Genomic DNA, 25,131 nt, shown 5'->3' with positions numbered 1-25,131 from the left:
GTTCGGATCAACCCGGCTTGTGGCAGCAGAAGATCGCGGTCCCCGGAAAGTACTGTCCGCGTAGCGGACTCCACTGGCCCCACTCCTGCTCGAAGCCCTCGGGCCATTCCGGTTCGACGATGTCGTCGAGAATCATACCGGCCGAACGGATTTCGCGGACCCGGTCACCGATGGTGCGGTGGTGCTCGACGTAGGTGACGGTGCCGTCGACGTCGATCTCGCTGTACGGCGTGCGGTCGAAGTAGGAGAGGCGCACGATCAGGCCGTCGGGGCCCGGGTCGTCGAGGAACATCCACCGCATCGGGTGATTCACCGCGAACACCCATCGTCCACCCAGGCGCAGCACGCGGGCCGCCTCGGCCATCACCCTGGCCGAGTCGGCGACAAACGGGACGGCACCGAACGACGAGCACACGATGTCGAAGGATGCGTCCGCGAACGGCAGCGACTCCGCGGTGGCCTGCACCAGCGGTGTCGCGTGCTCGTCGGATGCCATGGCGGCCAGGCCGATACCCAGCATCCGACGTGACAGGTCGATGCCCACGGCTCGCGCGCCGTGCGCGGTGAGCCAGCGCGCACAGGGCGCCGACCCGCACCCGATCTCCAGGATGTCGCGTCCGGTCACATCGCCGAGGAGGTGAATGTCGTCCTCCCGCAACCGTTCCGGACACCAGACGAAGTCGCCGCCGGCCGTGTGGGTGCCGAGGAACTCGCCGTGCGCGGCGTGGTAATTGTCGGCATCGTGATCCCACCACCACCGGTTGGCCCGATCGCTGGTGGCCGAGTCGAGATCGGTGAGCACGCGGGGCGGGCGCTGCGCGTCGGTGGAACCCTCGGATTCGTGCTCATTCGTTGTCACCTGCCGATGATAAACTCACCCGTGGTCAGCCTCGTGCTCCTGGGACCGGTCGACGTACCGGCTCGCTGCGAGGTGCGTTCGGTCGCCGCGCAATTCGGCACTCCCCGTCTCCGGTGTCTCCTGGCCGCACTGGCATTGCGCGCCAACACTTTCGCCGACGCCGACTGGCTGACCGAGATCCTGTGGCCGGACGACGTGCCGGCGACGCCGGACGCGGCATTGCACAACCTCGTCTTCCGGCTCCGCGCACGACTGCGCGACCGCGGCGTGGAGCAACGCCTGCAGATCACCACCCGCGCCGGTGGATACACACTCCTGGCCGACCGCGCCGAGATCGACGCACTCCTCTTCACCGACCGGATCCGCGCGGGCTGCGACCTGGTCGACACGGACCCGGCCGCCGCCGTCGATGTCCTCGACGCGGCCCGCACGCTCTGGGGCGGACCGGCCTACGGGGAGTTCACCGACCGCCAGTGGGCGAGTGCCGCGGTCGAGGAGCTGCGCGAGTATCACGTCCGCGGGGTCGAGGCGACCGCCGACGCCCTGCTCGCGATCGACCGTCCCGCCGAGGCCGCGGTCCGCCTCGCCGCGGTCGCCGATGCACACCCCTATCGCGAGGGACTCCACGGCCGCCTCATCGAGGCGTTGTGGCGCGATGACCGACCGGCGGCCGCACTTGCCGCATATCAGCAACTGCGACAACGGCTCTCGTCGGACCTGGGCGCCGACCCGACACCCCGCCTGCAGGAACTGCAGTCCGCGATCCTCGCCGCCGCACCGCCGCCCGTCGACGAGACCAGGCCGGTCCGTCGATCCGACCAACTCGTCGGACGCGACGGCGAGCTCGCCGATCTGGCCGGCCGTATCCGTGCGGGCCGGTGCGTGACCGTGCTCGGGACGGGCGGCGTCGGCAAGACGTCGATCGTCGACGCCCATCTCGCGACCCGTTCGGACGGTCAGGTGTGGTACGTGGAGCTCGCGGCGATCGCCACGGCGGAAGCCGTCGTCCACGCGGTGATCACGGCGTCGGGCACGGCGCCGCGCCGTGACGTCGACCCGGTCGAGGTGCTCGTCGATGCATTCGACGGGAGGCGCGGGGTGCTCGTACTCGACAACTGCGAGCATGTCGTCGACTCCGCCGCGCAGGTGGTCCGTCTCCTCCTCGCACGATGTCCGGACTTGGCCGTCGTCACCACCTCGCGGACGCCGCTGGGGATCGCCGCCGAACAGATCATGCCGATCGAACCGTTGCCGGTACCGTCCGCCGGGGCACCTGCCGCCGCACTGCGGTCCGCGGAATCGGTGCAGCTCTTTATCAGACGCGCCGAAACGCGCGATCCGCGCCACACGCTGAACGACGAGGACGTCGTCGCGGTGGCCGAGATCTGCCGACGGCTCGACGGTCTGCCCCTCGCGATAGAACTCGCGGCCGCCACCGCCGCTGCGATCCCGCCGACGGTGCTCGTCGACCGATTGCAGTGGCGGTTCCGGGTGCTGCGCGGAGCCCACGGCGCCGACCCGCGGCACCGAAGCCTGCAGGCGCTCATCGACTGGTCGTCCGGCCTGCTCGACGACGGGGCCGCCCGTGTGCTCGACATCGTGTCGATCTTTCCCTCGACCTTCTCGCTCGACGACGCGGAGGGTCTTGCCGCGGCCACGGGTCGGATCGCACCGGGTGACGTCGCCGCGGCGGTCGTCGACCTCGTCGATGCCAGCCTGCTGTCCGTGTCGGGAAACCGTTACCGGATGCTGGAGACGGTGCGTGCCTACGGCTTGTCCCGACTCGACACCGCCGGGATGCTGACCGCGACGCAGCGTGCGCACGCCGAGGTCGTGGCCGCCCGGATCGCGCCGCTGGCCACCGATCTGTTCGGACCCGGTCACGCGCGAGCCGCGGAGATGGTGGCCGAGCGTTTCGACGATGTGCGGCAGGCGGTGGCGAATGCCGTCGACACGGCACCGCTCGCCGACGCGATCCTCGCCGGCGTCATGCCCTACCTCGAATCGACGATGAGCAGTGAGGTCGCGGCGTGGGCGCGCAACGTCCGGCAGCATGGGGAAGCGGCCACCGGCGACGCGACCACCGGCGCCGCGGCCTCGGCCCTGGCGGCAGCGTGTGCCCGGTTCGATGGTGACCTGCCGGTCGCCCAGCGGTGGGCCCGGGATGGACTGGCGCGCAACCCGACTCCGCCGGTGACCGTGTACCTGCGGCTCATGCTGGTCGAGGTGGCCCAGTTCCGCGGGGATCTCGACGACGCGCTGCGCCGGGCATCGGACTTCCGCGCGGCGGCGCAGAGCGCCGGCATGATCGGCGCCGTGCACATGGCCGACGCGACGGTGGTGCTGCTGCGTGCGTATCGCGGCGGACCGGGTGATCCGTCCGGTGTGGAATGTTGCTCGGCCGCATTGACTCTAGCCGACCGGTGCGCGGCCGCCGGTCACGCCGTGGTCGCCGCCTGGTGCCGCTACATCGCCGCCGAGTGTGTCCTCGATGCCGATCCCGGCCGTGCCGGCGAACTGCTCGACGGTGCCATCGACGCGGCACGACAGCACACCGACCGATACCTCCTCGGTGTCGCACTCACGTCGCGGGCGTCCATCGAGGTCCGCCACGGCGCTCTCGATTGCGCGGCAAGCCATCTGATGGAGACCGTCGACCATTGGCGAGATGCCGGCAACTGGACTCATCAGTGGGTCTCGCTGCGGGCGGTCATCGACGTGCTCGCCCGGCTCGGGCGCGACGACGCCGCGGCGATCCTCCTGGGCGCGGTCCGTGGGCACGGAGTGGACGCCGGTCCGGAATCCCTCGGTGCGGATGCCGGACGCCTGACCGAGGTCGAGAATGCGCTCCGCGCCCACCTCGGTGACCGTACGGTCGACGAATTGGCCGCTCGCGGTGCCGGATTGACGCGCACCGCGGTGATCGATCTGGCTATCGGTGAGTTGCGAACCGCCGCAGGCCGATAGGTGCTCAGGCGAGCAGTTCGTAGAACCGGAAGAACGCGAAGTCGTCGATCGGCAACACGCGGACTTCATCGAAACCGGCGTCCTGCGCGTAGGCGCGCAGGGTCGACGGGCGCAGCACGGTTCCGGTCGCCGCGGAATCCGGTGCACACATCGAGTCGGGCAGGCAGACGAACACCGAGAAGCCGTACATCAGTCGGTCGACGTCGTCGGCATCACCGGAGAAATGGTCGGATACCGCCTCGTCCATCACGATCACCGAACCACCCGGCCGCAACGCCGCCCGGACCGCGGTGAGCACGTCCACCGGGTAGGGCATGTCGTGCAGGCACTCGAATGCGAACGCCGCGTCGAAGCGCTCGTCCTCTCCCATCGCGGCGGCGTCGGCGCAGCGGAACTCGATCCGGTCGGCCACGGTCGATCCGGCAGCGCTCGATCCGGCAGCGCTCGATCCGGCAGCGCTCGATTCGGCAGCGCTCGATTCGGCAGCGGTCTGCCGTGCCAGCTCCACCGATGCGGCATCGATGTCGACGCCGACGACGGTCGCGTCGGGATAGGCGCGGGCCAACGCCACCGTCGAATGGCCCCCGCCGCAACCGACGTCGAGAATCCGCGCGCCGGGTCGGGCCAGTCGGTGGTGCAGATGCTCGATGCGTGCCAGTGCCGGGGTCAGGCGCTGGGCGAACCACGGACGATTCAGCGCGGCTTGGGCCTCCCGCGCGTCGTCGCCGAGCTCGGCCCATCCGACCCCGCCGCCGGTGCGGAACGCCTCGAGCAGTTGCGGGAGCCGGGTGAAGGGCGCGGCGAAGATCCGTGGGAGTTCGCCGAGGTAGTTGAGGCTCGACGAGTCGGTCAAGACCTCGGCGACGCCCGGGGCGATGCAGAATCGTGCGGGGTCGGTGCCGGCGTCGACCTGCAGGATGCCGTACGCGGCCTGCATCTCCAGCCACTCCCGGGCGTAGCGGGGCATCGTCGCGGTGCGTGCGGCGAGGTCGTCGGCGGTGAGGGAACCGGCGTCGGCGAGGCAGCGGTACCACCCCAATCGCTCACCGACATAGATGCTCATGAACTCGGCGGTGGCCAGGGCGGAGGTGAACACCCGCTCGGCGAACGTGTCGGCAGACGGTGCGACGTCGGTGGGGGATGGTGTCGTGGTCATGGGAGTCACGATGCCCCGGCGTCCTCTCAGACCGATCTCACGCGGCTCTCCACCGGGTCAGCACTGTCGGCCCGCGACGATGTGTTCGGTCTTGTCGTCGCCGTTCCAGTGACGCAGCGCGGAGAACGTGCCGGTGATCTCGGCGCGCAGATCCAGGACGGCGAGCGCCTCGGCCAGTTGCCCGGGCGTGAGCCGTCGCGCCAGCGTCACGTGCGGCGTCCACTGCCCGGGTGCGCTGTGCGGCATCAGGTGCGGCTCGTCGCCCAGGTGCGCGGCCGCGAGCCGGGCGATCTGGGCGTGGACGGACAGCAGATCGGTCGACGGGACCACCAGGCGCGCGAGCGTGACGCGCGAACCCTGTCCGAACAGCACCGGGGCCCCCAGCCGAACAGGGACCGGAAGGCGCATCGACACCGGTGTCAGGGCGCCGTGCACCGAGTCCCCGATGAACTCGGCCACCAGCAGCGTGGCGTGGGGCCGGTTGGTGCCCGATCGGATCGTTCCCTGGTGCGGCAGCCCCGCGTCGGCCAGACGCGCCCATTGGCCACGAACCCGCTGGTCAGCGTCGTCGTCGAGGAGGAGTTCGAGTGAGTGAACCATCGGGGCGCCTTCCGGTCACCCAGTGGCGAGAAGTGCCGCCGGGAGCGCATTTGCCCAGCACAACGCCACTGGAGTACGCTTGCTCACGCGCGTGCGCACGACTGCGCGCGGATCGCGCATGCCTTCACCGGTGGGGAATCTCCCGGTGGTCCGTGCCGTTCCACACCAGAAGAAACTGTACCTACTACACACCTGTCCGGAGCAACTCAACATATGTCGTCCCCCACGATCACCTCGCCGCAAGTAGCCGTCAATGACATCGGCTCGGCCGAGGACTTCCTCGCCGCCATCGACTCCACGATCAAGTACTTCAACGATGGCGACATCGTCGAAGGCACCATCGTCAAGGTCGATCGGGACGAGGTTCTGCTCGACATCGGTTACAAGACCGAAGGCGTCATCCCTTCCCGCGAACTGTCGATCAAGCACGATGTTGACCCCAGCGAGGTCGTCAACGTCGGTGACGAGGTCGAGGCCCTGGTCCTCACCAAGGAGGACAAGGAAGGCCGCCTGATCCTGTCCAAGAAGCGTGCCCAGTACGAGCGCGCGTGGGGCACCATCGAGGAGCTCAAGGAGAAGGACGAGGCCGTCAAGGGCACCGTCATCGAGGTCGTCAAGGGCGGCCTGATCCTGGACATCGGCCTGCGTGGCTTCCTCCCGGCGTCGCTGGTGGAGATGCGCCGCGTCCGCGACCTCCAGCCCTACATCGGCAAGGAGATCGAGGCCAAGATCATCGAGCTCGACAAGAACCGCAACAACGTGGTCCTGTCGCGTCGCGCATGGCTCGAGCAGACCCAATCCGAGGTCCGCAGCGAGTTCCTGCACCAGCTGCAGAAGGGCCAGGTCCGCAAGGGCGTCGTGTCCTCGATCGTCAACTTCGGTGCGTTCGTCGACCTCGGCGGCGTCGACGGTCTGGTCCACGTCTCCGAGCTCTCCTGGAAGCACATCGACCATCCCTCCGAGGTTGTCGCCGTGGGCGACGAGGTCACCGTCGAGGTTCTCGACGTCGACCTGGACCGCGAGCGCGTTTCGTTGTCGCTCAAGGCAACCCAGGAAGATCCGTGGCGTCAGTTCGCCCGCACCCATGCGATCGGCCAGATCGTGCCGGGCAAGGTCACCAAGCTGGTGCCGTTCGGTGCGTTCGTCCGCGTCGACGAGGGCATCGAGGGTCTGGTCCACATCTCCGAGCTGGCCGAGCGCCACGTCGAGGTGCCGGATCAGGTTGTCGCCGTCGGTGACGACGCGATGGTCAAGGTCATCGACATCGACCTCGAGCGTCGCCGGATCTCGCTGAGCCTCAAGCAGGCCAACGAGGACTACACCGAGGAGTTCGATCCGTCGAAGTACGGCATGGCCGACAGCTACGACGAGCAGGGCAACTACATCTTCCCCGAGGGCTTCGATCCCGAGACCAACGAATGGCTCGAGGGCTTCGAGAAGCAGCAGAAGGAGTGGGAGGCCCGCTACGCGGAGGCCGAGCGTCGTCACAAGATGCACACCGCTCAGATGGAGAAGTTCGCCGCTGCCGCCGCCGAGGCCGCCAACGCCCCGTCGGATTACTCGTCGGCATCGGAGAACCGCGGTGGCGGTTCGTCGTCGAGCTCGACCAGCAGCAGCAACGCGTCGGCCGGTGGTTCGCTGGCCAGCGACGAGCAGCTCGCCGCACTGCGCGAGAAGCTGTCGGGCAACGCCTGATAGACAAGCAACACCACATCGCCCCGGTTCGCACACGCGAACCGGGGCGATGTGTTTTCGCAGCGGTCGCCGTTCGCGCTCCCTCATTCGGTAACCGCTGCATCGATCGAGGAAGCGGTTACCGAATGAGGGAGCGACAACGCATGCGCGGGCATTTGCGACACTGATGGGCGTGATCAGACTGGGCCTGTCCGGCGGAATCGGCGCCGGCAAATCGACGGTGGCGGAGACCTTCATCAAGCGCGGCGGATACCACATCGACGCGGACAAGATCGCCCGCGAGGTGGTGGAACCGGGAACCGAGGGACTCGCGAAGCTCGTCGAGGCCTTCGGGACCGACATCCTCGCCGACGACGGTTCGCTCGATCGGCCCGCCCTCGCCGCGAAGGCCTTCGTCGACGACGACTCGCGGCAGACGCTCAATTCCATCACCCATCCGCTGGTCGGTGCCCGCACCCAGCAGATGCTCGCCCAAGCGCCGTCGGACGCCATTGTGGTGCAAGACATCCCGCTGCTCGTCGAGGGCAACATGGCACCGTTCTTCCACATCGTGGTGATCGTCGGCGCCGACGAGGAGCTGCGCGTCGAACGGCTCACCACCTTGCGTGGCATGCCCGAGGCGGATGCGCGGGCGCGGATCAAGGCGCAGGCCGACGACGAGCAACGCCGTGCGGTTGCCGACGTGTGGCTCGACAACTCGGGTACGCCCGACGAGCTGGCCGCCGCAGCCGCCGCGCTGTGGGACGAGCGCCTGGTGCCGTTCGAACAGAATGTGCGGTCACGGACCGTGGTCGTCGGCCCGCTCGCGGTGGTGGACCCGGACCCGACATGGGCCGAGCAGGGGAGTCGCCTGGTCAATCGGCTGTGGGCGATTGTCGGGGACAAGGCATCGGCGATCGACCACATCGGGTCGACCGCCGTTCCCGGACTGATCGCGAAACCGACCATCGACATCCAGGTGACCGTCGCCGACCTCGACGTGGCCGACGGGCTGGCCGACGCCCTCGCCGACGGCGGATTCCCACGAGTCGCGGGAATCGAGGGTGATCGGCCCAAGGCCGACCCGGCGACCGGCTCGGTCGACGACGGCGCGTGGGGCAAACGTCTTCACGGCTCGGCCGATCCGGGACGGTCCGCCAACGTCCACCTGCGGGCAGCGGGATCGCCCGGCGGGAGGTTCGCGATCGACTTCCGGGACTGGTTGCGCGCCGATGCGGCGGCTCGAGCCGAGTACGGGGGAATCAAGCGCGAGGCGTTGGCGTCGGCCGACGGCGACATCGACCGCTACGTCGAGGCGAAGGAGCCCTGGTTCGACGACGCCTATCGGCGCGTGGCCGAGTGGAAACGTTCCGCTGAAGGTCACCCGAAGTAGCGGGCCAGACGCCGGTGCCGGTGTCGAAACAGATGGCCGACAAACCATTCGAGAATCGGCGTCAGGGGTCGCAGTGGCAACCGCGGCCGGAACTCGAGAACGTCGGTGACCTCGGTGCCGCGGTTCGGCCGTGATGCCAGCCGTCGGTCGTGGGTCCACGTGGTCATGGTCGCCATCGACGACTCCTCCCGGAATCCGACGCCGGGGGTAAGGTCGACGATCGTCAGGTCGTCCCAGTCGATCGGCAACACGCCGCCGTAGAGGAGCCACACTCGGCCGACCGGGACGCCAACCTCGATGTCGGCGAGCGTTTTTCCCCGATGCCGACGCGGCAGGACCATCCGCATGTACGGCATCAGTTCGTCGTTGATCCCGGCCATGCTCGCCACGCGATCCCACACCGCCTCGCTCGACGCCGCGACCTCCGACCGCATGGTGACGCGAACCAACCCGTCTTTCCGGACCATTCGGACACCGTCGCAGGGGCCGCGGCCCGCGTCAACAAAAATCTGGATACGAATGTATCCAAATACGCCCCGACGTGTGACGCCCGCTGTTAGCCTGACGAAGCCCGCCAGCCCGGGGGTGCAGCTCGTGAATCGTCGAAGGAGTGGGGGACCGATGACAGTCCAGCGTTCGTGCAAGTCCAAGAGGGTCGGCCTGGGGGTGGCCGCGCTCGCGGGTGTCGGTGCGGCAACCCTGGCGCTGGCGGCACCCGCCGCGGCCGACCCCGCCTATCTGCAGGGTGTCGTGATCTCGACCGCACCCGGATACGGGTCGTCGGCCACCGGCTCGTCCAACTACGCCTACGGCGCGGGCTGCGCCTACGACGTCGACGCCATCATGAAGAACTACTCCGCGGCGAAGACCCACCTGAAGGTCACCGCGTCGAAGGGCGGCACCGGGGTCACCCTGTACGACCGCAAGCCCACCACGACGCTGGTACGCACCACCTGGCGGCCCGCCGAGCCGGGCGTCTACACGATCACCGCCTCACTCGACGGCGTGACCAAACGGACGACGGCGCGGGTCGGCTACGGAATCCAACTGCCGGTGCACATGCGCGACGGCGCGTGCGTGGTGTTCCCGCCGTACTACTGAGCCACGCCGTACTCCTGAGCCACGCGGTACCACTGAGTCACGCGGTACCACTGAGCCCACGCCTCGTCTCAGCGCCGTGGTGTCCCGTGGCCTGGTTCGAGCCACCCGATCGGTGCACCGATCTCCGCATCGATCCAGGCCTGCACGTCGTGCCCGTTCTCGGCCGCGCCCACCAGCGCCCGCGTCGCGATCATGATCGCCTCCTCGCACTCGGCGGTGCCCAACAGTCCCGCCGCGTGCGCCTCGAACAGCTCATCGACGTCGATGAGTTCGAGTGGCCGGCCGGGGACGTCGACGAGGTCGAGATACCAGTCCTCGGCGAACCACTTCCCGTCGGCCTCGGGTCCGGTGAAACGCCCGACATCCAGGTAGAGACGCTGGCCCGAGCGGTGTCCGGCGACGAAATGGAAGATGTTGGCGCGCAAGCCGAGTGTCGGCAGCAGCCAGGATTCGAGGTGGAAGAACCGCGGGTGGTCCGCGGGCCGCGACATGTACAACCCGTGGGGCGTCACCTCGTAGCGTTCGACCGGTCGCAGAAAACCCTTGTTGTCGGTGTTGGTCATCGCGGGTACGTCGAACACCTCGCGTTTCGGCGGATGCAGCCTGTCGGTCATGGTCGGAACCCTAGGGCATGTCTCTCAATTCCACTCCGCCAAGACCCGCAAAGGGAGTTGGGAGACATGCCCTGGCCGCCACCGCTGACACAGCACACGGATACGCACCGGAACATACTTGTCATACCGCGCGTTTACCCTGGCGCTATGGCTTTCGCAACGGAACACCCGGTCCTCGCGCACTCCGAGTACCGCGCGGTCGGCGACATCGAACGGGCCGAGGCCCGCTTCGACGTCGTCAGTGAATACGACCCCGCCGGCGACCAGCCCGCCGCCATCGACGACCTGGAACGACGGATCGCCGCGGGGGAGAAGGACATCGTCCTGCTCGGTGCCACCGGCACCGGCAAGTCGGCGACCACCGCCTGGCTGATCGAGCGTGTGCAGCGCCCGACACTGGTGATGGCGCCCAACAAGACCCTTGCCGCGCAGCTCGCCAACGAGTTGCGCGAGATGTTGCCGAACAACGCGGTCGAGTACTTCGTGTCGTACTACGACTACTACCAACCCGAGGCGTACATCGCGCAGACCGACACCTACATCGAGAAGGACTCCTCGATCAACGACGATGTCGAACGGCTGCGGCACTCGGCCACCTCGAGCCTGCTGTCGCGCCGCGACGTGGTCGTGGTCGCATCGGTGTCGTGCATCTACGGCCTCGGCACACCGCAGTCCTACCTCGATCGGTCCGTCGAGATCGCCACGGGCCAGGAGATCGACCGCGACGCGCTGCTGCGTCTGCTCGTCGACGTGCAGTACACCCGCAACGACACGGCCTTCACCCGCGGCAGCTTCCGTGTGCGCGGCGACACCGTCGAGATCATCCCGTCCTACGAGGAGCTCGCCGTGCGCATCGAGTTCTTCGGTGACGAGGTGGAGGCCTTGTACTACCTCCATCCGCTCACCGGAGATGTTGTGCGACAAGTGGACTCGCTACGAATCTTCCCCGCCACCCACTATGTCGCGGGTCCCGAGCGGATGGCGCGGGCGATGGAGTCCATCGAGGGGGAACTCGAGCAGCGGCTCGCCGAACTCGAGGGCAAGAGCAAACTGCTCGAGGCGCAGCGCCTGCGCATGCGCACCAACTACGACCTGGAGATGATGCGGCAGGTCGGGTTCTGTTCCGGCATCGAGAACTATTCGCGGCACATCGACGGCCGACCCGCGGGCAGCGCGCCCGCGACGCTGATCGACTACTTCCCGGACGACTTCCTGCTCGTGATCGACGAGTCGCATGTGACGGTGCCGCAGATCGGCGGCATGTACGAGGGCGACATGTCGCGCAAGCGGAATCTTGTCGACTACGGGTTCCGGTTGCCGTCGGCCGTCGACAACCGCCCGCTGACCTGGGACGAGTTCGTCGACCGCATCGGGCAGACGGTGTACCTGTCGGCGACACCCGGCCCGTATGAACTCGGCCAGTCCAACGGTGAGTTCGTGGAGCAGGTGATCCGCCCGACCGGCCTGGTGGACCCGCAGGTCGTGGTCAAGCCCACCAAGGGACAGATCGACGATCTCGTGCACGAGATCCGCGAGCGCACCGAACGCGACGAACGCGTCCTGGTCACCACACTGACCAAGAAGATGGCCGAGGACCTCACCGACTACCTGCTCGAACTCGGTATCCGGGTGCGGTACCTGCATTCGGAGGTCGACACTCTGCGGCGTGTGGAACTCCTGCGGCAACTGCGCAGCGGCGAGTACGACGTGCTGGTCGGCATCAACCTGCTGCGTGAGGGACTCGACCTGCCAGAAGTGTCGCTGGTGGCGATCCTCGACGCCGACAAGGAAGGTTTCCTGCGGTCCACCACGTCACTCATCCAGACGATCGGTCGAGCCGCGCGCAACGTGTCGGGCGAGGTCCACATGTACGCGGACAAGATCACCGATTCGATGCGCAACGCGATCGACGAAACCGATCGACGCCGCGCCAAGCAGGTCGCCTACAACGAGGAGATGGGGATCGACCCCAAACCGCTGCGCAAGAAGATCGCCGACATCCTCGATCAGGTGTATCGCGAGGCCGACGACGATTCGGTGGCCATCGGCGGGTCCGGTCGCAATTCCAGTCGCGGACGGCGTGCGCAGGGGGAGGTGTCGAAGTCCAAGGGGTCTGCCAGCGCGGGGGTCATCGAGAAGCGTGACACGTCGTCGATGCCACGCGCCGAGCTCGCCGATCTGGTCGCCCAGCTCACCGAGCAGATGATGAACGCGGCACGGGACCTGCAGTTCGAACTCGCGGGTCGACTCCGCGATGAGATCGCCGACCTGAAGAAGGAACTCCGCGGCATGGACGCCGCCGGCATCAAGTGACGCGCCGGTTCCCGCGCCGGAAATGTGCCGATCCACACGAAGTCCGGACAAAGGCGCACACGGCCCACTAACCTGCCGACACGGGGGTTCTTCGTGCTTGTGTCGGCACCATCGCCGACCGCGTTGGCACTACTGTTTCAGGGGATGACACCCGTCTCGCAGACTCGAGACGGACTGACTCGTGGAGGATGGATGAGCGGATATCAGACGATCGTCGTCGGCACGGACGGCTCGGAGTCGTCGTTGAAGGCGGTCGAGCGGGCCGCGACGCTGGCGGGTGAGGCTGCGCGCCTGGTGATCTCGTGCGCGTACTTCCCGAACGATCGTGGCGCCGGGGGTGCGGCCGATGTGCTGAAGGACGAGGCGTACCAGGTCACCGGATCGTCGCCGACCGACGAGATCCTGCGCAGGGCCCGCGAGCGTGCGCACAAGGGCGGTGCGACCAACATCGAGGCACGCGCCGTCAAAGGCGCCCCGGTCGACGCGCTGCTGCAGCTCGTCACCGACGAGAAGGCCGACCTGCTGGTCGTCGGAAACCGTGGGCTCAACTCGATCGCCGGCCGTCTGCTCGGCTCGGTCCCTGCCGACGTCGCGCGTAAGGCGGCGTGCGACGTACTCATCGTCCACACGACCTGATCCCCGTCAGGCGTCTGCGGTAACGCCGTCCATGTCGGCCAGTTCCTCGGGCAACCCGCTCGCATGCACCACCAGCAGGCGCTGGGTTGCGCGGGTCAGGGCCACGTACAGGTCGGAATGACCGAACGGGGAGCCGTCGATGATCTCGGCTGGTTCCACGACCACCGTGTTGTCGAACTCCAGGCCTTTGCACCTGCCGACGGTGAGTACCCGCGGGGCGCCGTCGATGTCCCGAGCGAGCGCGGTCATCGCCTCGAGGCGACCGTCGGGCACGATGATCGCGGTCAGTCCGTCCAGTTCCGGGCGCATCGCGGTCCGGATCGCGGCGGCGACCAGGTCCGATTCGGCGGTCGCGACGGCGATCGGTTCGATACCGTTGCTGCGCAATGATGTTGGCGCCGACTCGGACGTGCTGATGTGGGCGAGGACCCGGGTCGCGTACCGCATGATCTCGGCGGGCGTCCGATAGTTCACGGTCAGCTCGCGCAGATGCCAGCGGTCGGCGACGTACGGTGTGAGGACGTCACCCCACGATCTCGTCCCCGCCAGATCGCCCGTCTGGGCGGTGTCGCCGATGATGGTCATCCATCGATTCGGGATGCGCCGCATGACCAGACGCCACGCCATCGCCGAGAGTTCTTGCGCCTCATCGACGATCACATGCCCGAACGCCCAATTGCGGTCGCCGTGAGCGCGTTCCGCGGTGGTCAGGCGCTGGGTTTCGGTCTGCCGGGCGGCGAGCTGCTCGGCATCGATCAGGTCGTAGGCCATCAGGATCTCGGGATCGAGTTCGTCCTCGAGATCCTGTGGTGCCGAACCGGTCAGGATGTCCAGTGCATCCTGGGCGTCCGCGAGCTGCCGGCGCCAGCGCGCCCGTTCGGCCCGTTCGGCGTCGTCGGTGCCGTACCCGATGAGCTCCGCGAGTTCGTCGAGCAACGGCACGTCCGCCGGTGTGAAGTCGGATCCGTCGTCACGGACCGGTGAAAGACGATGCAGCGCAGCCCGATCCGCATCGGTCCAGCCCGGGGTGGCCTTGCGGATCGCGGTCGGATCGGCATAGAACTCGCGCAGCAGGCTCTGTGGGGTCAGGGTCGGCCAATACAGGAGCAGAGCGCGCCGGATGTGGGGGTCGTGGCTCATCTCGTCACGGATGTCGGCGATGTCGGCGCCACTGAGAAGTTGTGTGCCGTCGAGCAGGCTGGAGCCGATCGTCCGCGCGTGCGCATGGGCGAGCCCGTCCAACGCCGCGCGCAGAAAGATCTGCTGCGCGAGATTGTGTGCCCGGCGCGAACTGCGGGCCTTCGCGCGGGCCGTCTTGATCAACTCGGAATCGATCGTCACCTGGTACGTGTCGAAATCGACCGGCACCGGTCTGGTCGGCAACGACTCCTTCGCCCGCATCGCACGCTTGCACACATCCGCCATGCGCAGGTCGCCCTTGACCGCGGCGACGTCGCGTGCCTCGCTCGCGGTGGCGTGCACGCCGGGGAACAGGTCCCCGACCGTCGACAGCAACACCCCGGACTCACCGAGCGACGGCAGCACCTGGCCGATGTAGGTGAGGAAGTCGTCGTTGGGCCCGATGATCAGGATTCCGCTGCGAGACAGGATGTCTCGGTGCGTGTAGAGCAGGTAGGCGGCGCGGTGCAACGCGACCGCGGTCTTGCCGGTGCCCGGCCCGCCCTGGATCACCGTGACGCCCCGGTGCGTGGAGCGGATGATCAGATCCTGTTCGCGCTGAATGGTTTCGACGATGTCGGTCATCTCGCCGGTGCGTGCGGCGTTCAACGCTGCCACCAGCGCGTTCTCGTTGACGACGTCGCCGTGCCCGACGTCGTCGGGCGACGCCTCGCCGAGCGTGAGGTACTCGTCGTTCACCGCGCGAACGCGGCGACTGCGCGTCCGGATGTGCCGTCGCCGGTCCACGTCCTCGGGCGAGGCCGGCGTGGCCAGGTAGAACGGCCGGGACAGCGGAGCGCGCCAGTCGAGTAGCAGCGTGCTGTCGGTGGCGTCGTCGTCCAGGATGCCGATACGACCGATCCGTCGGGTCTCGCCGTCCTCGAGATCAAGCCGACCGAAATACAGATTGTGTTCGGCTGCATCGAATTTGGTGAGGTCGTCGGTGTACATGCGCTCATAGGACTCGCGTTCGGACCGCGCTTGCGGCGTTCCGCCGCTCTCCCGCAGCGTCGATGCCAGGCGCCGCTCGGTATTGGCGCGCATGCGGTCGAGCCGCGCGTACACGTGATCGAGGTGGGCCTGCTCCTCGGCGATCCGGGCGTCCTCGGTGTCGGTCGGCTCCGCGTGGGCGGAATCCATGTGGGTGGAACTCATCGACCGACACCCACCTCATGAGGTGTGGCCACCAGGTCGGCGTCGGCGCTCAGCCCGGAAGTCCTGAATGCCGCGGTGAGCCGCGCGGCCACTGCGGGCTCGCCGAGCCGTCGGCACACCTCGGCCGCCGGGCCACTCAGTGAGTCGTCGGTGAGCCGGTCGCCGAGCCACGAGATGACCCGCGCCTGCGTGCCGAGCGGCAGAGGCCCGCCCGAGTTCGGGTCCACGAGGACCCCGTGGTTGGACGCGTACAGCGAGAATGGCTGTCCGACAACGGGAGTTGCGTCAATCGGGTAATGCTCGGGAGTCAGTGTCATGCGTCGGTAATTGGGTTCGGTGCGATCGAGTGCGGCCACCTCGTCGTCGGTCAACAGGGCGGCCACGGTGTCGAGGACCGCGCCGGGTGACCGGTAGGGCGCGGCGGGGATGTATCCGCGCGCCGAGACGTGAGCCGAGTGTCCGACGGCGATGCCCCGCACTCGGACGCGGATCAGCGGTGGTGAGATGGTCTCGCCGAGCCCGGACAGTTTGGACCGCAGAACGGCGGGCGACGTGTTCGAACCGACGCCGACCACCAGCCGGCGGCCGGCCAGGTCATCGGGGAGCGCCGTCGTGTCGGGCAAGGGCACGCCCGGCAAGGTCCACGGATAGTCGTGCGGCGGGAAGGCGGAGGTACCGCGTGCGTCGGATCCGCGACCCGACGCACGCTTGTCGACGTGGTGGATCGAAACTATGAGAGCGCCTTCCGCCAGCGCCGACGCCCTTCTTCGGCGCCCTCGGCCGCCTTCTCCTTGGCGGTCGCCGCGAGTGCGGTCACCTCGTCGGCGAGCTCCGGCGCGCGTTGCCGGATGATCTCGGCGATGTCCGCGGACCGTTCCCGGGCGGCTTCGGCGATTTCGGGTGCGCGGTGGCGGACGACTTCGGCGATGTCTGCCGACCGGTCGCGGGCGGCTTCGGCGAGTTCGGGGGCACGCTGCCGGACGACCTCGGCCACGTCGACCGAGCGTTCCCGGGCGGTCTCCGCGAGTTCGGGCGCGCGGTGGCGGATGCTGTCGGCGGCATCCGCCGACAACGCACCCAGAGTGTGCGCACTGTCGAGCGACTTCTCGCGGATCGAGTCCCACGCGGAATCCGTCGAGCCGAGCGGCAGTGCCGACGAGATCGCCTCGGTCGCCGCGGCGGCCTTGCGCTTGCCACGCCACGCGAGGGATGGCTTCCCCTCGGTGTCGACGGCGGCGATCAACAGACCGCCGAGAAGGCTGGTGTTCTTGAGGAACTGGGTGCGCTGCATCGACCGCTTGACCGGATCGGTCTCATTCCAGAAGGCGTGCCCGGCGATGGTCGTCGGGACGACGGAGCTTGCCAGACCCAGCGAGGCGATTCGGGGGAACTTGCCGGTGGCCAGCAGGACTCCGGCGCCGACCTGGACGGCGCCGTTGACCCGGACCAGCGTCACCGCGTCGGTCGGAACCTTGTCGGTCACGGAATCGGGGAGGACCTCCACCGATTTGTCGATGAAGGGGGCCGCCATCTCGGCCCGCTTCTGCGGATTGCGGAGCGAGTCGATACCCGCATAGACGAAAACACTGGCGAGCATGGGTCGGGCAATTCGGCGGATCAACACTGACGGCCTCCTCGTACGTGGCTCGGATGCAACACCCCCGTTGTCTGGAGGTGAACCTTATCGAGGCTACCGGTCAGCGAGGCCGAGCGCAGATGCGGTCACGGCCGTTCGATGCGATCACCAGCCGCGGTCGTGCCACTCCGACAGGGACGGCCGTTCGGTGCCCAGCGTCGTGTCCTTCCCGTGGCCCGGATAGACGACGGTCGAATCCGGGTACCGCGCAAACAGCTTCGTCTCGACGTCGCCGAGCAGTGTCTCGAAGTCACCCTCGTGCCACGTCTTGCCGACACCGCCCGGGAACAGACAGTCGCCGGTGAACAGGTGCACGACGTCGCCGTCGGTCAACGCCAGCGCGATCGAGCCCGGCGTATGGCCCACGAGGTGAATCGCGTCGAAGGTGAGATCACCCACCTCGACGGTGTCGCCGTCGTCCACCAGGCGGTCGGGTGCGACCGGCAGTTCCCCGGCGTCGAGCCGTCCGGCGGCGGTGGGCACCCCGAGCTCGCGCGCCACCTGTTCGAGCGCCTGCCAATGATCGAAGTGCTGGTGGGTGGTGAAGATGAGCCGTGGGGTACCGGGGATCGACCGCACGACGTCGAGGATGCGATCGGCGTCGTTGGCCGCGTCGATGATCAGCTGATCGCCGGTCGCCGTCGACGTGATCACGTAGACGTTGTTGTCCATCGGGCCGACGGAGACTTTCACGATGCTCGCCGAATCGAGCGTGCGGCGCTGCGGCTGCGGGGATTCCGAGAGATCGCCGGTGTAGGTGTCGCTGATGGAAACATCCGAGGAGGTCATGTGTTCACGCTATCGGGTTCGGCACCGCCGGTTGCCTCGGTCGCACTGGATCGGGCGCGGGTATCGTTGATGACTGGTCTTGTCGGTGGCCGACAGTAGGGTGATCGCGGGTGCGGTCCGCCCAGTGGGGCAGCGGTGCCGGGTACCGAATCCCGCCCAGCAGCTCCACCCAACGGCCCGCCAAGCAGCACACCTAGTCAGTAACGAATGAGGACTCAAGTGGTTGATCGTCTGATCGTCCGCGGCGCCCGCGAACACAATCTGCGGGGCATCGATGTGGATCTGCCGAGGGACAGTCTCATCGTGTTCACCGGGCTGTCGGGATCGGGTAAGTCGTCGCTGGCGTTCGACACGATCTTCGCCGAGGGGCAGCGCCGCTACGTCGAGTCGTTGTCGGCGTACGCCCGTCAGTTCCTCGGTCAGATGGACAAGCCCGACGTCGACTTCATCGAGGGATTGTCGCCGGCGGTGTCGATCGACCAGAAATCCACCAACCGCAACCCGCGGTCGACGGTCGGCACCATCACCGAGGTCTACGACTACCTGCGTCTGCTCTACGCCCGGGCCGGCAAGGCGCACTGCCCCGAGTGCGGGGAGTTGATCGCCAAACAGACACCGCAGCAGATCGTCGACCAGGTCCTCGACATGGAGCAGGGGATTCGCTTCCAGGTGCTCGCGCCGGTGGTGCGCACCCGTAAGGGGGAGTTCGTCGACCTGTTCGGCGAGCTGCAGACCCAGGGCTATTCGCGTGCCCGGATCGACGGCGTCGTGTACCAGCTGACCGATCCGCCGAAGCTGAAGAAGCAGGAGAAGCACGACATCGAGGTCGTCGTCGACCGGCTCTCGGTGAAGGCCGCCGCCAAGCAGCGGCTGACCGACTCGATCGAGACAGCACTGCGTCTCGCCGACGGCATCGTCGTCCTCGATTTCGTCGACCTCGAGGAGGACGACCCGAACCGGGAGCGCCGGTTCTCCGAGCGGATGGCCTGCCCCAACGGGCATCCCATCGCGATCGACGACCTCGAACCGCGGTCGTTCTCCTTCAACTCGCCGTACGGGGCCTGCCCCGACTGCGACGGGCTCGGCGTCCGCAAGGAGGTCGACGAGGACCTCGTCGTCCCCGACCCGGACCTCTCGTTGTCCGAGGGGGCCATCGCGCCCTGGTCGGGCGGCCACAACGCCGATTACTTCCTGCGGCTCATGGGCGGTCTCGCCGACCAGATGGGATTCGACGTCGACACCCCTTGGCGCAAGTTGCCGGCCAAGGCGCGCAACGCGATCCTCAACGGCAGCGACCACCAGGTGCACGTGAAGTTCCGCAACCGCTACGGACGGACCCGGTCGTACTACACCGAGTTCGAGGGTGTGCTGTCGTTCCTGGCCCGACGGATGGACCAGACCGAGTCCGAGCAGATGAAGGAGCGGTACGAGGGCTACATGCGCGACGTGCCGTGCCCGGCCTGCCACGGTGCGCGGTTGCGGCCGGAGATCCTGTCGGTCACCCTCGACCATCCGACCGTCGGCGCGATGTCCATCGCCGACGTCTGCGCGTTGTCGGTGGCCGAATGCGCCGATTACCTCGACGGACTCGAGCTCGACGACCGGCAGCGGGCCATCGCCGGTCGTGTGCTCAAGGAGGTGCAGGCGCGTATCCGGTTCCTGCTCGACGTCGGGCTCGAGTACCTGTCGCTGTCGCGGGCCGCCGGCTCCCTGTCCGGTGGCGAGGCGCAGCGGATCCGTCTCGCGACCCAGATCGGTTCCGGGCTCGCGGGCGTGCTCTATGTCCTCGACGAGCCGTCGATCGGGCTGCACCAGCGCGACAACCGTCGTCTCATCGAGACCCTCACGCGCCTGCGCGACCTCGGTAACACGCTGATCGTCGTCGAGCACGACGAGGACACCATCCGCTCGGCGGACTGGATCGTCGACATCGGGCCGCGCGCCGGTGAGCACGGCGGCCAGGTGGTGCACAGCGGCAGCTACAAGGATCTGCTGAAGAACCGGAAGTCGCTGACGGGTGCATACCTGTCGGGGCGCGACGAGTTGCCGATCCCGGCCATCCGCCGGCCGATCTCCCGCAAGAAGTTGCTGACCGTCGTCGGCGCGCGTGAACACAACCTGCAGGGCATCGACGTGTCGTTCCCGCTCGGTGTGCTGACCGCGGTCACCGGCGTGTCCGGGTCGGGAAAGTCGACGCTGGTCAACGACATCCTCGCCACCGTGCTCGCCAACAAGCTCAACGGCGCACGGCAGGTGCCGGGGCGGCACACTCGGGTGAAGGGGCTCGACAACCTCGACAAGCTCGTGCAGGTCGACCAATCGCCGATCGGCCGGACACCGCGGTCCAACCCGGCCACCTACACCGGCGTGTTCGACAAGATCCGCACCCTGTTCGCGGCGACCACCGAGGCGAAGGTCCGCGGCTATCAGCCCGGCCGGTTCTCGTTCAACGTCAAGGGTGGCCGCTGCGAGGCGTGCACGGGCGAGGGCACGATCAAGATCGAGATGAACTTCCTGCCGGACGTCTACGTGCCGTGCGAGGTCTGCCACGGCGCCCGGTACAACCGGGAGACCCTGGAAGTGCACTACAAGGGCAAGACCATCTCGGAGGTCCTCGACATGCCGATCGAGGAGGCCGCCGACTTCTTCGAGCCGGTCACCTCCATCCACCGCTACCTGAAGACCCTCGTGGACGTCGGACTCGGCTACGTGCGGCTCGGTCAGCCCGCGCCCACGTTGTCCGGCGGCGAGGCCCAGCGAGTGAAGCTGGCCGCCGAACTGCAGAAGCGGTCGACCGGGCGGACGGTCTACATCCTCGACGAGCCGACGACCGGCCTGCACTTCGAGGACATCAAGAAGCTGCTCGGTGTCATCAACGGGTTGGTCGACAAGGGCAACACCGTGATCGTCATCGAGCACAACCTCGACGTCATCAAGACGGCCGACTGGATCGTCGACATGGGTCCCGAGGGGGGTACCGGCGGGGGAACGGTGGTCGTCGAGGGCACGCCCGAGGACATCGCACTCGAGCCCGCGAGTCACACCGGCAAGTTCCTCGCGGACATCCTCGACGTCGATCAGGCGGTCGCGTCGGCGGGGTGAATCCTGTCGGTGGGGGGTGCTTTCCTGTGGCTACTGATCGCATCGGGGGTGCACCATTACTGGTATGACAGCGACCGGCTTTCCGGCGCCCGGATCAGGTCCGTTGACCGTGCGTGATCTGGAGTCGATGCCCGATGACGGCCGTCGATACGAACTCATCGACGGGATGCTTGTCGTGAGTCCGGCGCCCGGCACTCGACACCAGGCCATCGTCGTCAGGCTGACGGCGCAGCTCTTGGCGGCGTGCCCGGAACAGTTGGAGGTGATGGCTGCCCCGTACGCCGTCCATTCCGGCGAGGATGTGGAGCTGCAGCCCGATGTGCTCGTCGGCCGGTATGTGGATTTCACCGCGAAGGATCTGCCCAAGCCGCCGGTGCTGGCCGTCGAAGTCCTGTCACCCAGCACCGCACTCATGGACCTGAACACCAAGAAGGCGGTCTACGAACGGCTCGGAGTTCCGAGTTACTGGATCATCGATCCGCACGAGCCCCGGCTGACGGTCTTCGAACGCGACGACGATGGCCGGTACGAGGAGATCACGTCGGTCGTCGACGCAGAGCCCTACGACGCCGTCCGTCCGTTCCCCGTACGGATCGTGCCCGTCGAACTGCTCGGCAGGTTCGCTGACACGTAGATCGAGTGCCGTCCCTACTTGCCCATCGACTTCCGGATCTCGTCGAGCTTTTTCTTCGCCGCCTCGTCGCGCTTACGCATCATCTCGTCGACCCGCTGACCTTCGGGGCTCTCCTCGGCGAGTTCCTGCGAACCGATCGATGTCGCGATCCGGTTCTCGATCTTGTCCCGCACGAAGTCGAAGGTCGGTACGCCGGAGTCGGTGTAGTCGGGGTCGGGCAGGGGCGGCGTGTAGCCCGGTGGCGGGGGAGGCGTCGAATCGCCGACGATCTCCCCTTCGATGACGTCCGGTGTCGGATCTGCAGGGTTGTCGGTGCTCACGTGTCCACGGTACGTCGCCGCGGGGGCGATTACCCCCGTACCGGACCCGTGTACTTCTCGCCCGGTCCCTCGCCGGGCGCATCCGGATGAGCGCTCGCCTCGCGGAACGCCAGCTGCAGGCTCTTGAGGCCGTCCCGGATCGGCGCCGCGTGAATGCCGAGGTATTCGTTCGACGCCGTGACCAGGCCGGCGAGCGAGGTGATGAGACGGCGGGCCTCATCCAGATCGACCGATTCCGGTGGTGCGTCCTCGGCCAGGCCGAGCTTCTCCGCGGCGGCGCTCATCAGCATGACGATCGCCTTGGTGACGATCTCGATCGCCGGAATATCGGCCAGGTCGCGCACGTTGTCATCGTCGGTCTGTTGGCCGCCGGCTGCTCCGTCGTCCCCGGCTCCGGCGCTCCCAGAGGGCATCTGCGCAGGTGACGAATAGGAGTTCTCGGTCATGGCTGTTAGACTTCCATAGCACGACCGCCCCGGTTTGCGCCGGGGTAGCAAGTGGAGTTCCGCTCCCACCGTCGCGACGCGATCATCCAACGGTGATCGTAGTTGTACGGTCCGGTTCACACCGACGGTCGCATCACCGGCACATGCTGTGTCGGCCGGTTGCGATTTCGTCGGTCGACACGTGTGTCGGTGAGCCGGTCGGTATCGGAGCCCTGTGGACGCATCATCGTCCCGGGGCTCTTCTGCTGAGGGCACTCTGCTCGCCGCCCGCGACACATCCGGCGGTCCGAACAGAAGAATTGATCAAGGAGGCCCCATCAGCACTGAGACCCGCATCAACGAGCGCATCCGCGTCCCTGAGGTCCGACTCGTCGGACCGAACTCGGAGCAGGTGGGCATCGTGCGTGTTGAAGATGCGCTTCGCCTGGCCTACGAGGCCGATCTCGACCTGGTCGAGGTCGCGCCCGACGCGCGGCCACCCGTGTGCAAGATCATGGACTACGGCAAGTTCAAGTACGAAGCCGCCCAGAAGCAGCGCGAATCGCGTCGCAACCAGCAGATGACCGTCATCAAGGAGCAGAAGCTCCGCCCGAAGATCGACGACCACGATTACGAGACCAAGAAGGGTCACGTCATCCGGTTCCTCGAGGCCGGGTCGAAGGTGAAGGTCACCATCATGTTCCGCGGCCGCGAGCAGTCGCGCCCGGAACTCGGTTACCGGCTGCTGCAGCGTCTGGGCAACGACGTCGCCGACTACGGCTTCATCGAGACCTCGGCAAAGCAGGACGGCCGCAACATGACCATGGTGCTCGCGCCGCACAAGGGTGCGAAGACGCGACAGAAGGCTCAGCAGAGCCGCGACCGTGGTCCCAAGGCGCCCGCGCAGACCGAAGAGACCAGCCAGTAAACCCACTGGCATTGCACCGACCACCAGCGTGCGAGACATACCCGTGAACGGCGGGTGGGTCACGCTCGCTCGAATGAAGGAAAAACATGCCGAAGAGCAAGACCCACAAGGGCACCGCGAAGCGATTCAAGGTGACCGGCAGCGGCAAGATCGTTCGCCAGAAGGCCAACCGCCGCCACCTGTTGGAGCACAAGTCGTCGCGCCGGACCCGTCGTCTCGACGGCGTCACCGTGGTCAGCGAGAACGACGCCCCGCGCATCAAGCGACTGCTCAACCGCTGACGAGCACCCGACATCTGACGAAGAAGGACTGAAACATGGCACGCGTGAAAAGGGCTGTCAACGCCCAGAAGAAGCGTCGTTCGACGCTGGAGGCCTCCAAGGGGTACCGCGGACAGCGTTCGCGTCTGTACCGCAAGGCCAAGGAGCAGCAGCTCCACTCGATGACCTACGCCTACCGGGACCGTCGCGCCCGCAAGGGTGAGTTCCGCAAGCTGTGGATCGCGCGTATCAACGCCGCGGCCCGCGCCAACGACATCACCTACAACCGCTTCATCCAGGGCCTCAAGGCCGCTGGTGTCGAGGTGGACCGCAAGGTGCTCGCCGACATCGCCGTCACCGACCCCGAGGCCTTCACCGGCCTGGTCGAGGTGGCCCGCAAGGCTCTGCCGGCCGACGTCAACGCCCCCGCGGCCTGACGACGACCCGACCTGCGAGACGACCCGCGGTGGACGTTCTGACCGAACGTTCCTCGCGGGTCGTGTCGTATGCGAAGCTGCATCGGGCATCGGTGCGCCGTGCCGAGGGGCGCTTTCTCGTCGAAGGTGCCAATTCGGTTGTCGCCGCGCTCGACACGGATCATGCGCAGGTCGTGCTGGTGCGCGAGTCGGATGCCGAACGGCATGCCGATGTGGTCGGCCGTGCGGTCAGCGCAGGGGTCGACCTCGTCGGGCTGTCGGATCGCGCCGCCGACAAGCTCTCCGAAACCACCACGGCGCCGGGGATTTTCGCGATCTGTTCGCTGTTGGACGCCTCGTTGGACGCGGTGCTGGCGGCAGGTCCGCGTCTGCTCGCCGTCGCCGTCGAACCGCGGGAACCCGGAAACGCCGGGACCCTCATCCGCACCGCCGATGCCATGGGCGCCGATGCCGTTCTACTGCTGGGTGATTCGGTGGACCCGCACAACGGGAAATGTGTGCGCTCGAGTGCCGGCAGTGTTTTCCACCTCCCACTCGTTCGGGAACGCTCGATCGACGATGGACTCGGCGCCCTGAGATCTGCCGGCGTCACGGTCCTGGCCACCGCCGCCGACGGCGAGGTCACGCTGGACGCCGCGGGCGACCTCCTGGCCCGGCCGACTGCCTGGCTGTTCGGCAACGAGGCCCACGGCCTGTCCGGCGATGTCCTCGCCGCTGCCGACCATCGTGTGTCGATCCCCATCCACGGGCGCGCGGAGAGTCTGAATCTTGGTGCGGCAGCTTCGATTTGTCTGTATCAGAGTGCGTTGGCGCAGCGGCCCGGGTAGCTCGACCATCCGAGGAGCTCTCGCGGAATCGCCGGTTGACGCAATCGACCTGACACCGGCCACACGCGTGGCCGGGTCGCGCGTGCACAGTGCACGCGAGGACCCCTCAGGGGTTGCGATGCATGC

General features: G+C 67.5%; 23 protein-coding genes. 12 read left to right on the top strand and 11 right to left on the bottom strand.

Annotation, left to right across the window (positions count from 1 at the left end):
- Positions 1 to 7: 7 nt before the first annotated feature.
- Positions 8 to 859, bottom strand: a complete 852-nt coding sequence (locus ACWDTI_RS05285) for a class I SAM-dependent methyltransferase (RefSeq protein ID WP_449737002.1) — start codon at positions 857 to 859, stop codon at positions 8 to 10.
- A gap of 21 nt (positions 860 to 880) precedes the next feature.
- On the opposite strand from ACWDTI_RS05285, the gene ACWDTI_RS05280 reads away from it, so the two are divergent.
- Entirely contained in the window at positions 881 to 3,826 is a 2,946-nt protein-coding gene (locus ACWDTI_RS05280; protein WP_449737001.1) for a BTAD domain-containing putative transcriptional regulator, read from the top strand.
- A gap of 4 nt (positions 3,827 to 3,830) precedes the next feature.
- Here ACWDTI_RS05280 and ACWDTI_RS05275 read toward each other — a convergent pair whose 3' ends face one another.
- Together ACWDTI_RS05275 and ACWDTI_RS05270 are read right to left on the bottom strand one after the other, a co-directional pair.
- Positions 3,831 to 4,982, bottom strand: a complete 1,152-nt coding sequence (locus ACWDTI_RS05275) for a class I SAM-dependent methyltransferase (RefSeq protein ID WP_449737000.1) — start codon at positions 4,980 to 4,982, stop codon at positions 3,831 to 3,833.
- A gap of 57 nt (positions 4,983 to 5,039) precedes the next feature.
- The gene (locus ACWDTI_RS05270; protein ID WP_449736999.1) at positions 5,040 to 5,582 is read right to left on the bottom strand and encodes a 2'-5' RNA ligase family protein; all 543 of its coding nucleotides are present in this window, start codon (positions 5,580 to 5,582) and stop codon (positions 5,040 to 5,042) included.
- A 213-nt stretch (positions 5,583 to 5,795) separates the two neighbouring features.
- Here ACWDTI_RS05270 and rpsA point away from each other — a divergent pair, with 213 nt between their 5' ends.
- Both rpsA and coaE read left to right on the top strand, forming a co-directional pair.
- Positions 5,796 to 7,277 carry a 30S ribosomal protein S1 gene (gene rpsA, locus ACWDTI_RS05265; RefSeq protein WP_449736998.1) on the top strand — a complete coding sequence of 494 codons (1,482 nt, stop codon included), beginning with the start codon at positions 5,796 to 5,798 and terminating at the stop codon, positions 7,275 to 7,277.
- Positions 7,278 to 7,449: 172 nt separating this feature from the next.
- The gene (coaE, locus tag ACWDTI_RS05260) at positions 7,450 to 8,649 is read left to right on the top strand and encodes a dephospho-CoA kinase (RefSeq protein ID WP_449736997.1); all 1,200 of its coding nucleotides are present in this window, start codon (positions 7,450 to 7,452) and stop codon (positions 8,647 to 8,649) included.
- Here the strand turns inward: coaE and ACWDTI_RS05255 are convergent.
- On the bottom strand, positions 8,637 to 9,116 hold the full coding sequence (locus ACWDTI_RS05255; RefSeq protein ID WP_449736996.1) for a hypothetical protein: 480 nt from the start codon (positions 9,114 to 9,116) through the stop codon (positions 8,637 to 8,639). The two genes, coaE and ACWDTI_RS05255, sit on opposite strands and share 13 nt — an antisense overlap.
- A 154-nt stretch (positions 9,117 to 9,270) precedes the next feature.
- Here ACWDTI_RS05255 and ACWDTI_RS05250 point away from each other — a divergent pair, with 154 nt between their 5' ends.
- A complete protein-coding gene (locus ACWDTI_RS05250) occupies positions 9,271 to 9,750 on the top strand; it encodes a hypothetical protein (protein ID WP_449736995.1) in 480 nt (159 codons plus the stop codon).
- A 68-nt stretch (positions 9,751 to 9,818) separates the two neighbouring features.
- Here the strand turns inward: ACWDTI_RS05250 and ACWDTI_RS05245 are convergent, their stop codons facing one another.
- Positions 9,819 to 10,364 (bottom strand): DUF402 domain-containing protein, encoded by a 546-nt coding sequence (locus ACWDTI_RS05245; RefSeq protein ID WP_449736994.1) that lies wholly within the window; start codon positions 10,362 to 10,364, stop codon positions 9,819 to 9,821.
- Between the two features lie 147 nt (positions 10,365 to 10,511).
- Here ACWDTI_RS05245 and uvrB point away from each other — a divergent pair, with 147 nt between their 5' ends.
- Together uvrB and ACWDTI_RS05235 are read left to right on the top strand one after the other, a co-directional pair.
- A complete protein-coding gene (uvrB, locus tag ACWDTI_RS05240) occupies positions 10,512 to 12,677 on the top strand; it encodes an excinuclease ABC subunit UvrB (RefSeq protein ID WP_449736993.1) in 2,166 nt (721 codons plus the stop codon).
- A 192-nt stretch (positions 12,678 to 12,869) separates the two neighbouring features.
- Positions 12,870 to 13,313 (top strand): universal stress protein, encoded by a 444-nt coding sequence (locus ACWDTI_RS05235; RefSeq protein WP_449736992.1) that lies wholly within the window; start codon positions 12,870 to 12,872, stop codon positions 13,311 to 13,313.
- 6 nt (positions 13,314 to 13,319) lie between these two features.
- On the opposite strand, the gene ACWDTI_RS05230 is transcribed toward ACWDTI_RS05235, so the two are convergent.
- The 4 genes from ACWDTI_RS05230 to ACWDTI_RS05215 form a co-directional block, all read right to left on the bottom strand.
- Positions 13,320 to 15,647: a HelD family protein gene (locus ACWDTI_RS05230; protein ID WP_449736991.1), complete on the bottom strand. Its 2,328-nt coding sequence runs from the start codon at positions 15,645 to 15,647 to the stop codon at positions 13,320 to 13,322.
- A complete protein-coding gene (locus ACWDTI_RS05225; protein ID WP_449736990.1) occupies positions 15,644 to 16,276 on the bottom strand; it encodes a hypothetical protein in 633 nt (210 codons plus the stop codon). The genes ACWDTI_RS05230 and ACWDTI_RS05225 overlap by 4 nt, the downstream gene beginning before the upstream one ends.
- A 101-nt stretch (positions 16,277 to 16,377) precedes the next feature.
- Positions 16,378 to 17,271 (bottom strand): DoxX family protein, encoded by an 894-nt coding sequence (locus ACWDTI_RS05220; protein WP_449736989.1) that lies wholly within the window; start codon positions 17,269 to 17,271, stop codon positions 16,378 to 16,380.
- A 117-nt stretch (positions 17,272 to 17,388) separates the two neighbouring features.
- Positions 17,389 to 18,072 carry an MBL fold metallo-hydrolase gene (locus tag ACWDTI_RS05215; protein ID WP_449736988.1) on the bottom strand — a complete coding sequence of 228 codons (684 nt, stop codon included), beginning with the start codon at positions 18,070 to 18,072 and terminating at the stop codon, positions 17,389 to 17,391.
- Between the two features lie 219 nt (positions 18,073 to 18,291).
- On the opposite strand from ACWDTI_RS05215, the gene uvrA reads away from it, so the two are divergent.
- Positions 18,292 to 21,174 carry an excinuclease ABC subunit UvrA gene (gene uvrA / locus ACWDTI_RS05210; RefSeq protein ID WP_449736987.1) on the top strand — a complete coding sequence of 961 codons (2,883 nt, stop codon included), beginning with the start codon at positions 18,292 to 18,294 and terminating at the stop codon, positions 21,172 to 21,174.
- A 64-nt stretch (positions 21,175 to 21,238) separates the two neighbouring features.
- A complete protein-coding gene (locus ACWDTI_RS05205; RefSeq protein ID WP_449736986.1) occupies positions 21,239 to 21,808 on the top strand; it encodes a Uma2 family endonuclease in 570 nt (189 codons plus the stop codon).
- Between the two features lie 14 nt (positions 21,809 to 21,822).
- Here the strand turns inward: ACWDTI_RS05205 and ACWDTI_RS05200 are convergent, their stop codons facing one another.
- Complete coding sequence (locus ACWDTI_RS05200) at positions 21,823 to 22,128, bottom strand: PspA domain-containing protein (RefSeq protein ID WP_449736985.1); 306 nt, start codon at positions 22,126 to 22,128, stop codon at positions 21,823 to 21,825.
- 29 nt (positions 22,129 to 22,157) lie between these two features.
- Positions 22,158 to 22,574 carry a DUF1844 domain-containing protein gene (locus tag ACWDTI_RS05195; protein WP_449736984.1) on the bottom strand — a complete coding sequence of 139 codons (417 nt, stop codon included), beginning with the start codon at positions 22,572 to 22,574 and terminating at the stop codon, positions 22,158 to 22,160.
- A 256-nt stretch (positions 22,575 to 22,830) separates the two neighbouring features.
- On the opposite strand from ACWDTI_RS05195, the gene infC reads away from it, so the two are divergent.
- The 4 genes from infC (at position 22,831) to ACWDTI_RS05175 (ending at position 25,005) form a co-directional block, all read left to right on the top strand.
- Positions 22,831 to 23,481 (top strand): translation initiation factor IF-3, encoded by a 651-nt coding sequence (infC, locus tag ACWDTI_RS05190; RefSeq protein WP_449737399.1) that lies wholly within the window; start codon positions 22,831 to 22,833, stop codon positions 23,479 to 23,481.
- Between the two features lie 86 nt (positions 23,482 to 23,567).
- Complete coding sequence (rpmI, locus tag ACWDTI_RS05185) at positions 23,568 to 23,762, top strand: 50S ribosomal protein L35 (protein ID WP_449736983.1); 195 nt, start codon at positions 23,568 to 23,570, stop codon at positions 23,760 to 23,762.
- Between the two features lie 35 nt (positions 23,763 to 23,797).
- Positions 23,798 to 24,178, top strand: coding sequence for a 50S ribosomal protein L20 (gene rplT, locus ACWDTI_RS05180; RefSeq protein ID WP_005178731.1), 381 nt, complete (start codon positions 23,798 to 23,800; stop codon positions 24,176 to 24,178).
- A 29-nt stretch (positions 24,179 to 24,207) separates the two neighbouring features.
- A complete protein-coding gene (locus ACWDTI_RS05175; RefSeq protein ID WP_449736982.1) occupies positions 24,208 to 25,005 on the top strand; it encodes a TrmH family RNA methyltransferase in 798 nt (265 codons plus the stop codon).
- Positions 25,006 to 25,131: the final 126 nt, after the last annotated feature.

The organism is Gordonia sp. NPDC003424 (assembly GCF_053588655.1).
The sequence above is the reverse complement of the archived record's forward strand: the minus strand, read 5'-3'. Positions and strand labels throughout refer to the sequence as shown.

Coding starts and splice junctions, on each gene's coding strand:
- ACWDTI_RS05275 (WP_449737000.1), bottom strand. CDS start 4,982: ATGACCACGACACCATCCCCCACCGACGTCGCACCGTCTGCCGACACG.
- ACWDTI_RS05270 (WP_449736999.1), bottom strand. CDS start 5,582: ATGGTTCACTCACTCGAACTCCTCCTCGACGACGACGCTGACCAGCGG.
- rpsA (WP_449736998.1), top strand. CDS start 5,796: ATGTCGTCCCCCACGATCACCTCGCCGCAAGTAGCCGTCAATGACATC.
- ACWDTI_RS05255 (WP_449736996.1), bottom strand. CDS start 9,116: ATGGTCCGGAAAGACGGGTTGGTTCGCGTCACCATGCGGTCGGAGGTC.
- ACWDTI_RS05250 (WP_449736995.1), top strand. CDS start 9,271: ATGACAGTCCAGCGTTCGTGCAAGTCCAAGAGGGTCGGCCTGGGGGTG.
- ACWDTI_RS05245 (WP_449736994.1), bottom strand. CDS start 10,364: ATGACCGACAGGCTGCATCCGCCGAAACGCGAGGTGTTCGACGTACCC.
- uvrB (WP_449736993.1), top strand. CDS start 10,512: ATGGCTTTCGCAACGGAACACCCGGTCCTCGCGCACTCCGAGTACCGC.
- ACWDTI_RS05235 (WP_449736992.1), top strand. CDS start 12,870: ATGAGCGGATATCAGACGATCGTCGTCGGCACGGACGGCTCGGAGTCG.
- ACWDTI_RS05230 (WP_449736991.1), bottom strand. CDS start 15,647: ATGAGTTCCACCCACATGGATTCCGCCCACGCGGAGCCGACCGACACC.
- ACWDTI_RS05215 (WP_449736988.1), bottom strand. CDS start 18,072: ATGACCTCCTCGGATGTTTCCATCAGCGACACCTACACCGGCGATCTC.
- ACWDTI_RS05205 (WP_449736986.1), top strand. CDS start 21,239: ATGACAGCGACCGGCTTTCCGGCGCCCGGATCAGGTCCGTTGACCGTG.
- ACWDTI_RS05195 (WP_449736984.1), bottom strand. CDS start 22,574: ATGACCGAGAACTCCTATTCGTCACCTGCGCAGATGCCCTCTGGGAGC.
- rpmI (WP_449736983.1), top strand. CDS start 23,568: ATGCCGAAGAGCAAGACCCACAAGGGCACCGCGAAGCGATTCAAGGTG.
- rplT (WP_005178731.1), top strand. CDS start 23,798: ATGGCACGCGTGAAAAGGGCTGTCAACGCCCAGAAGAAGCGTCGTTCG.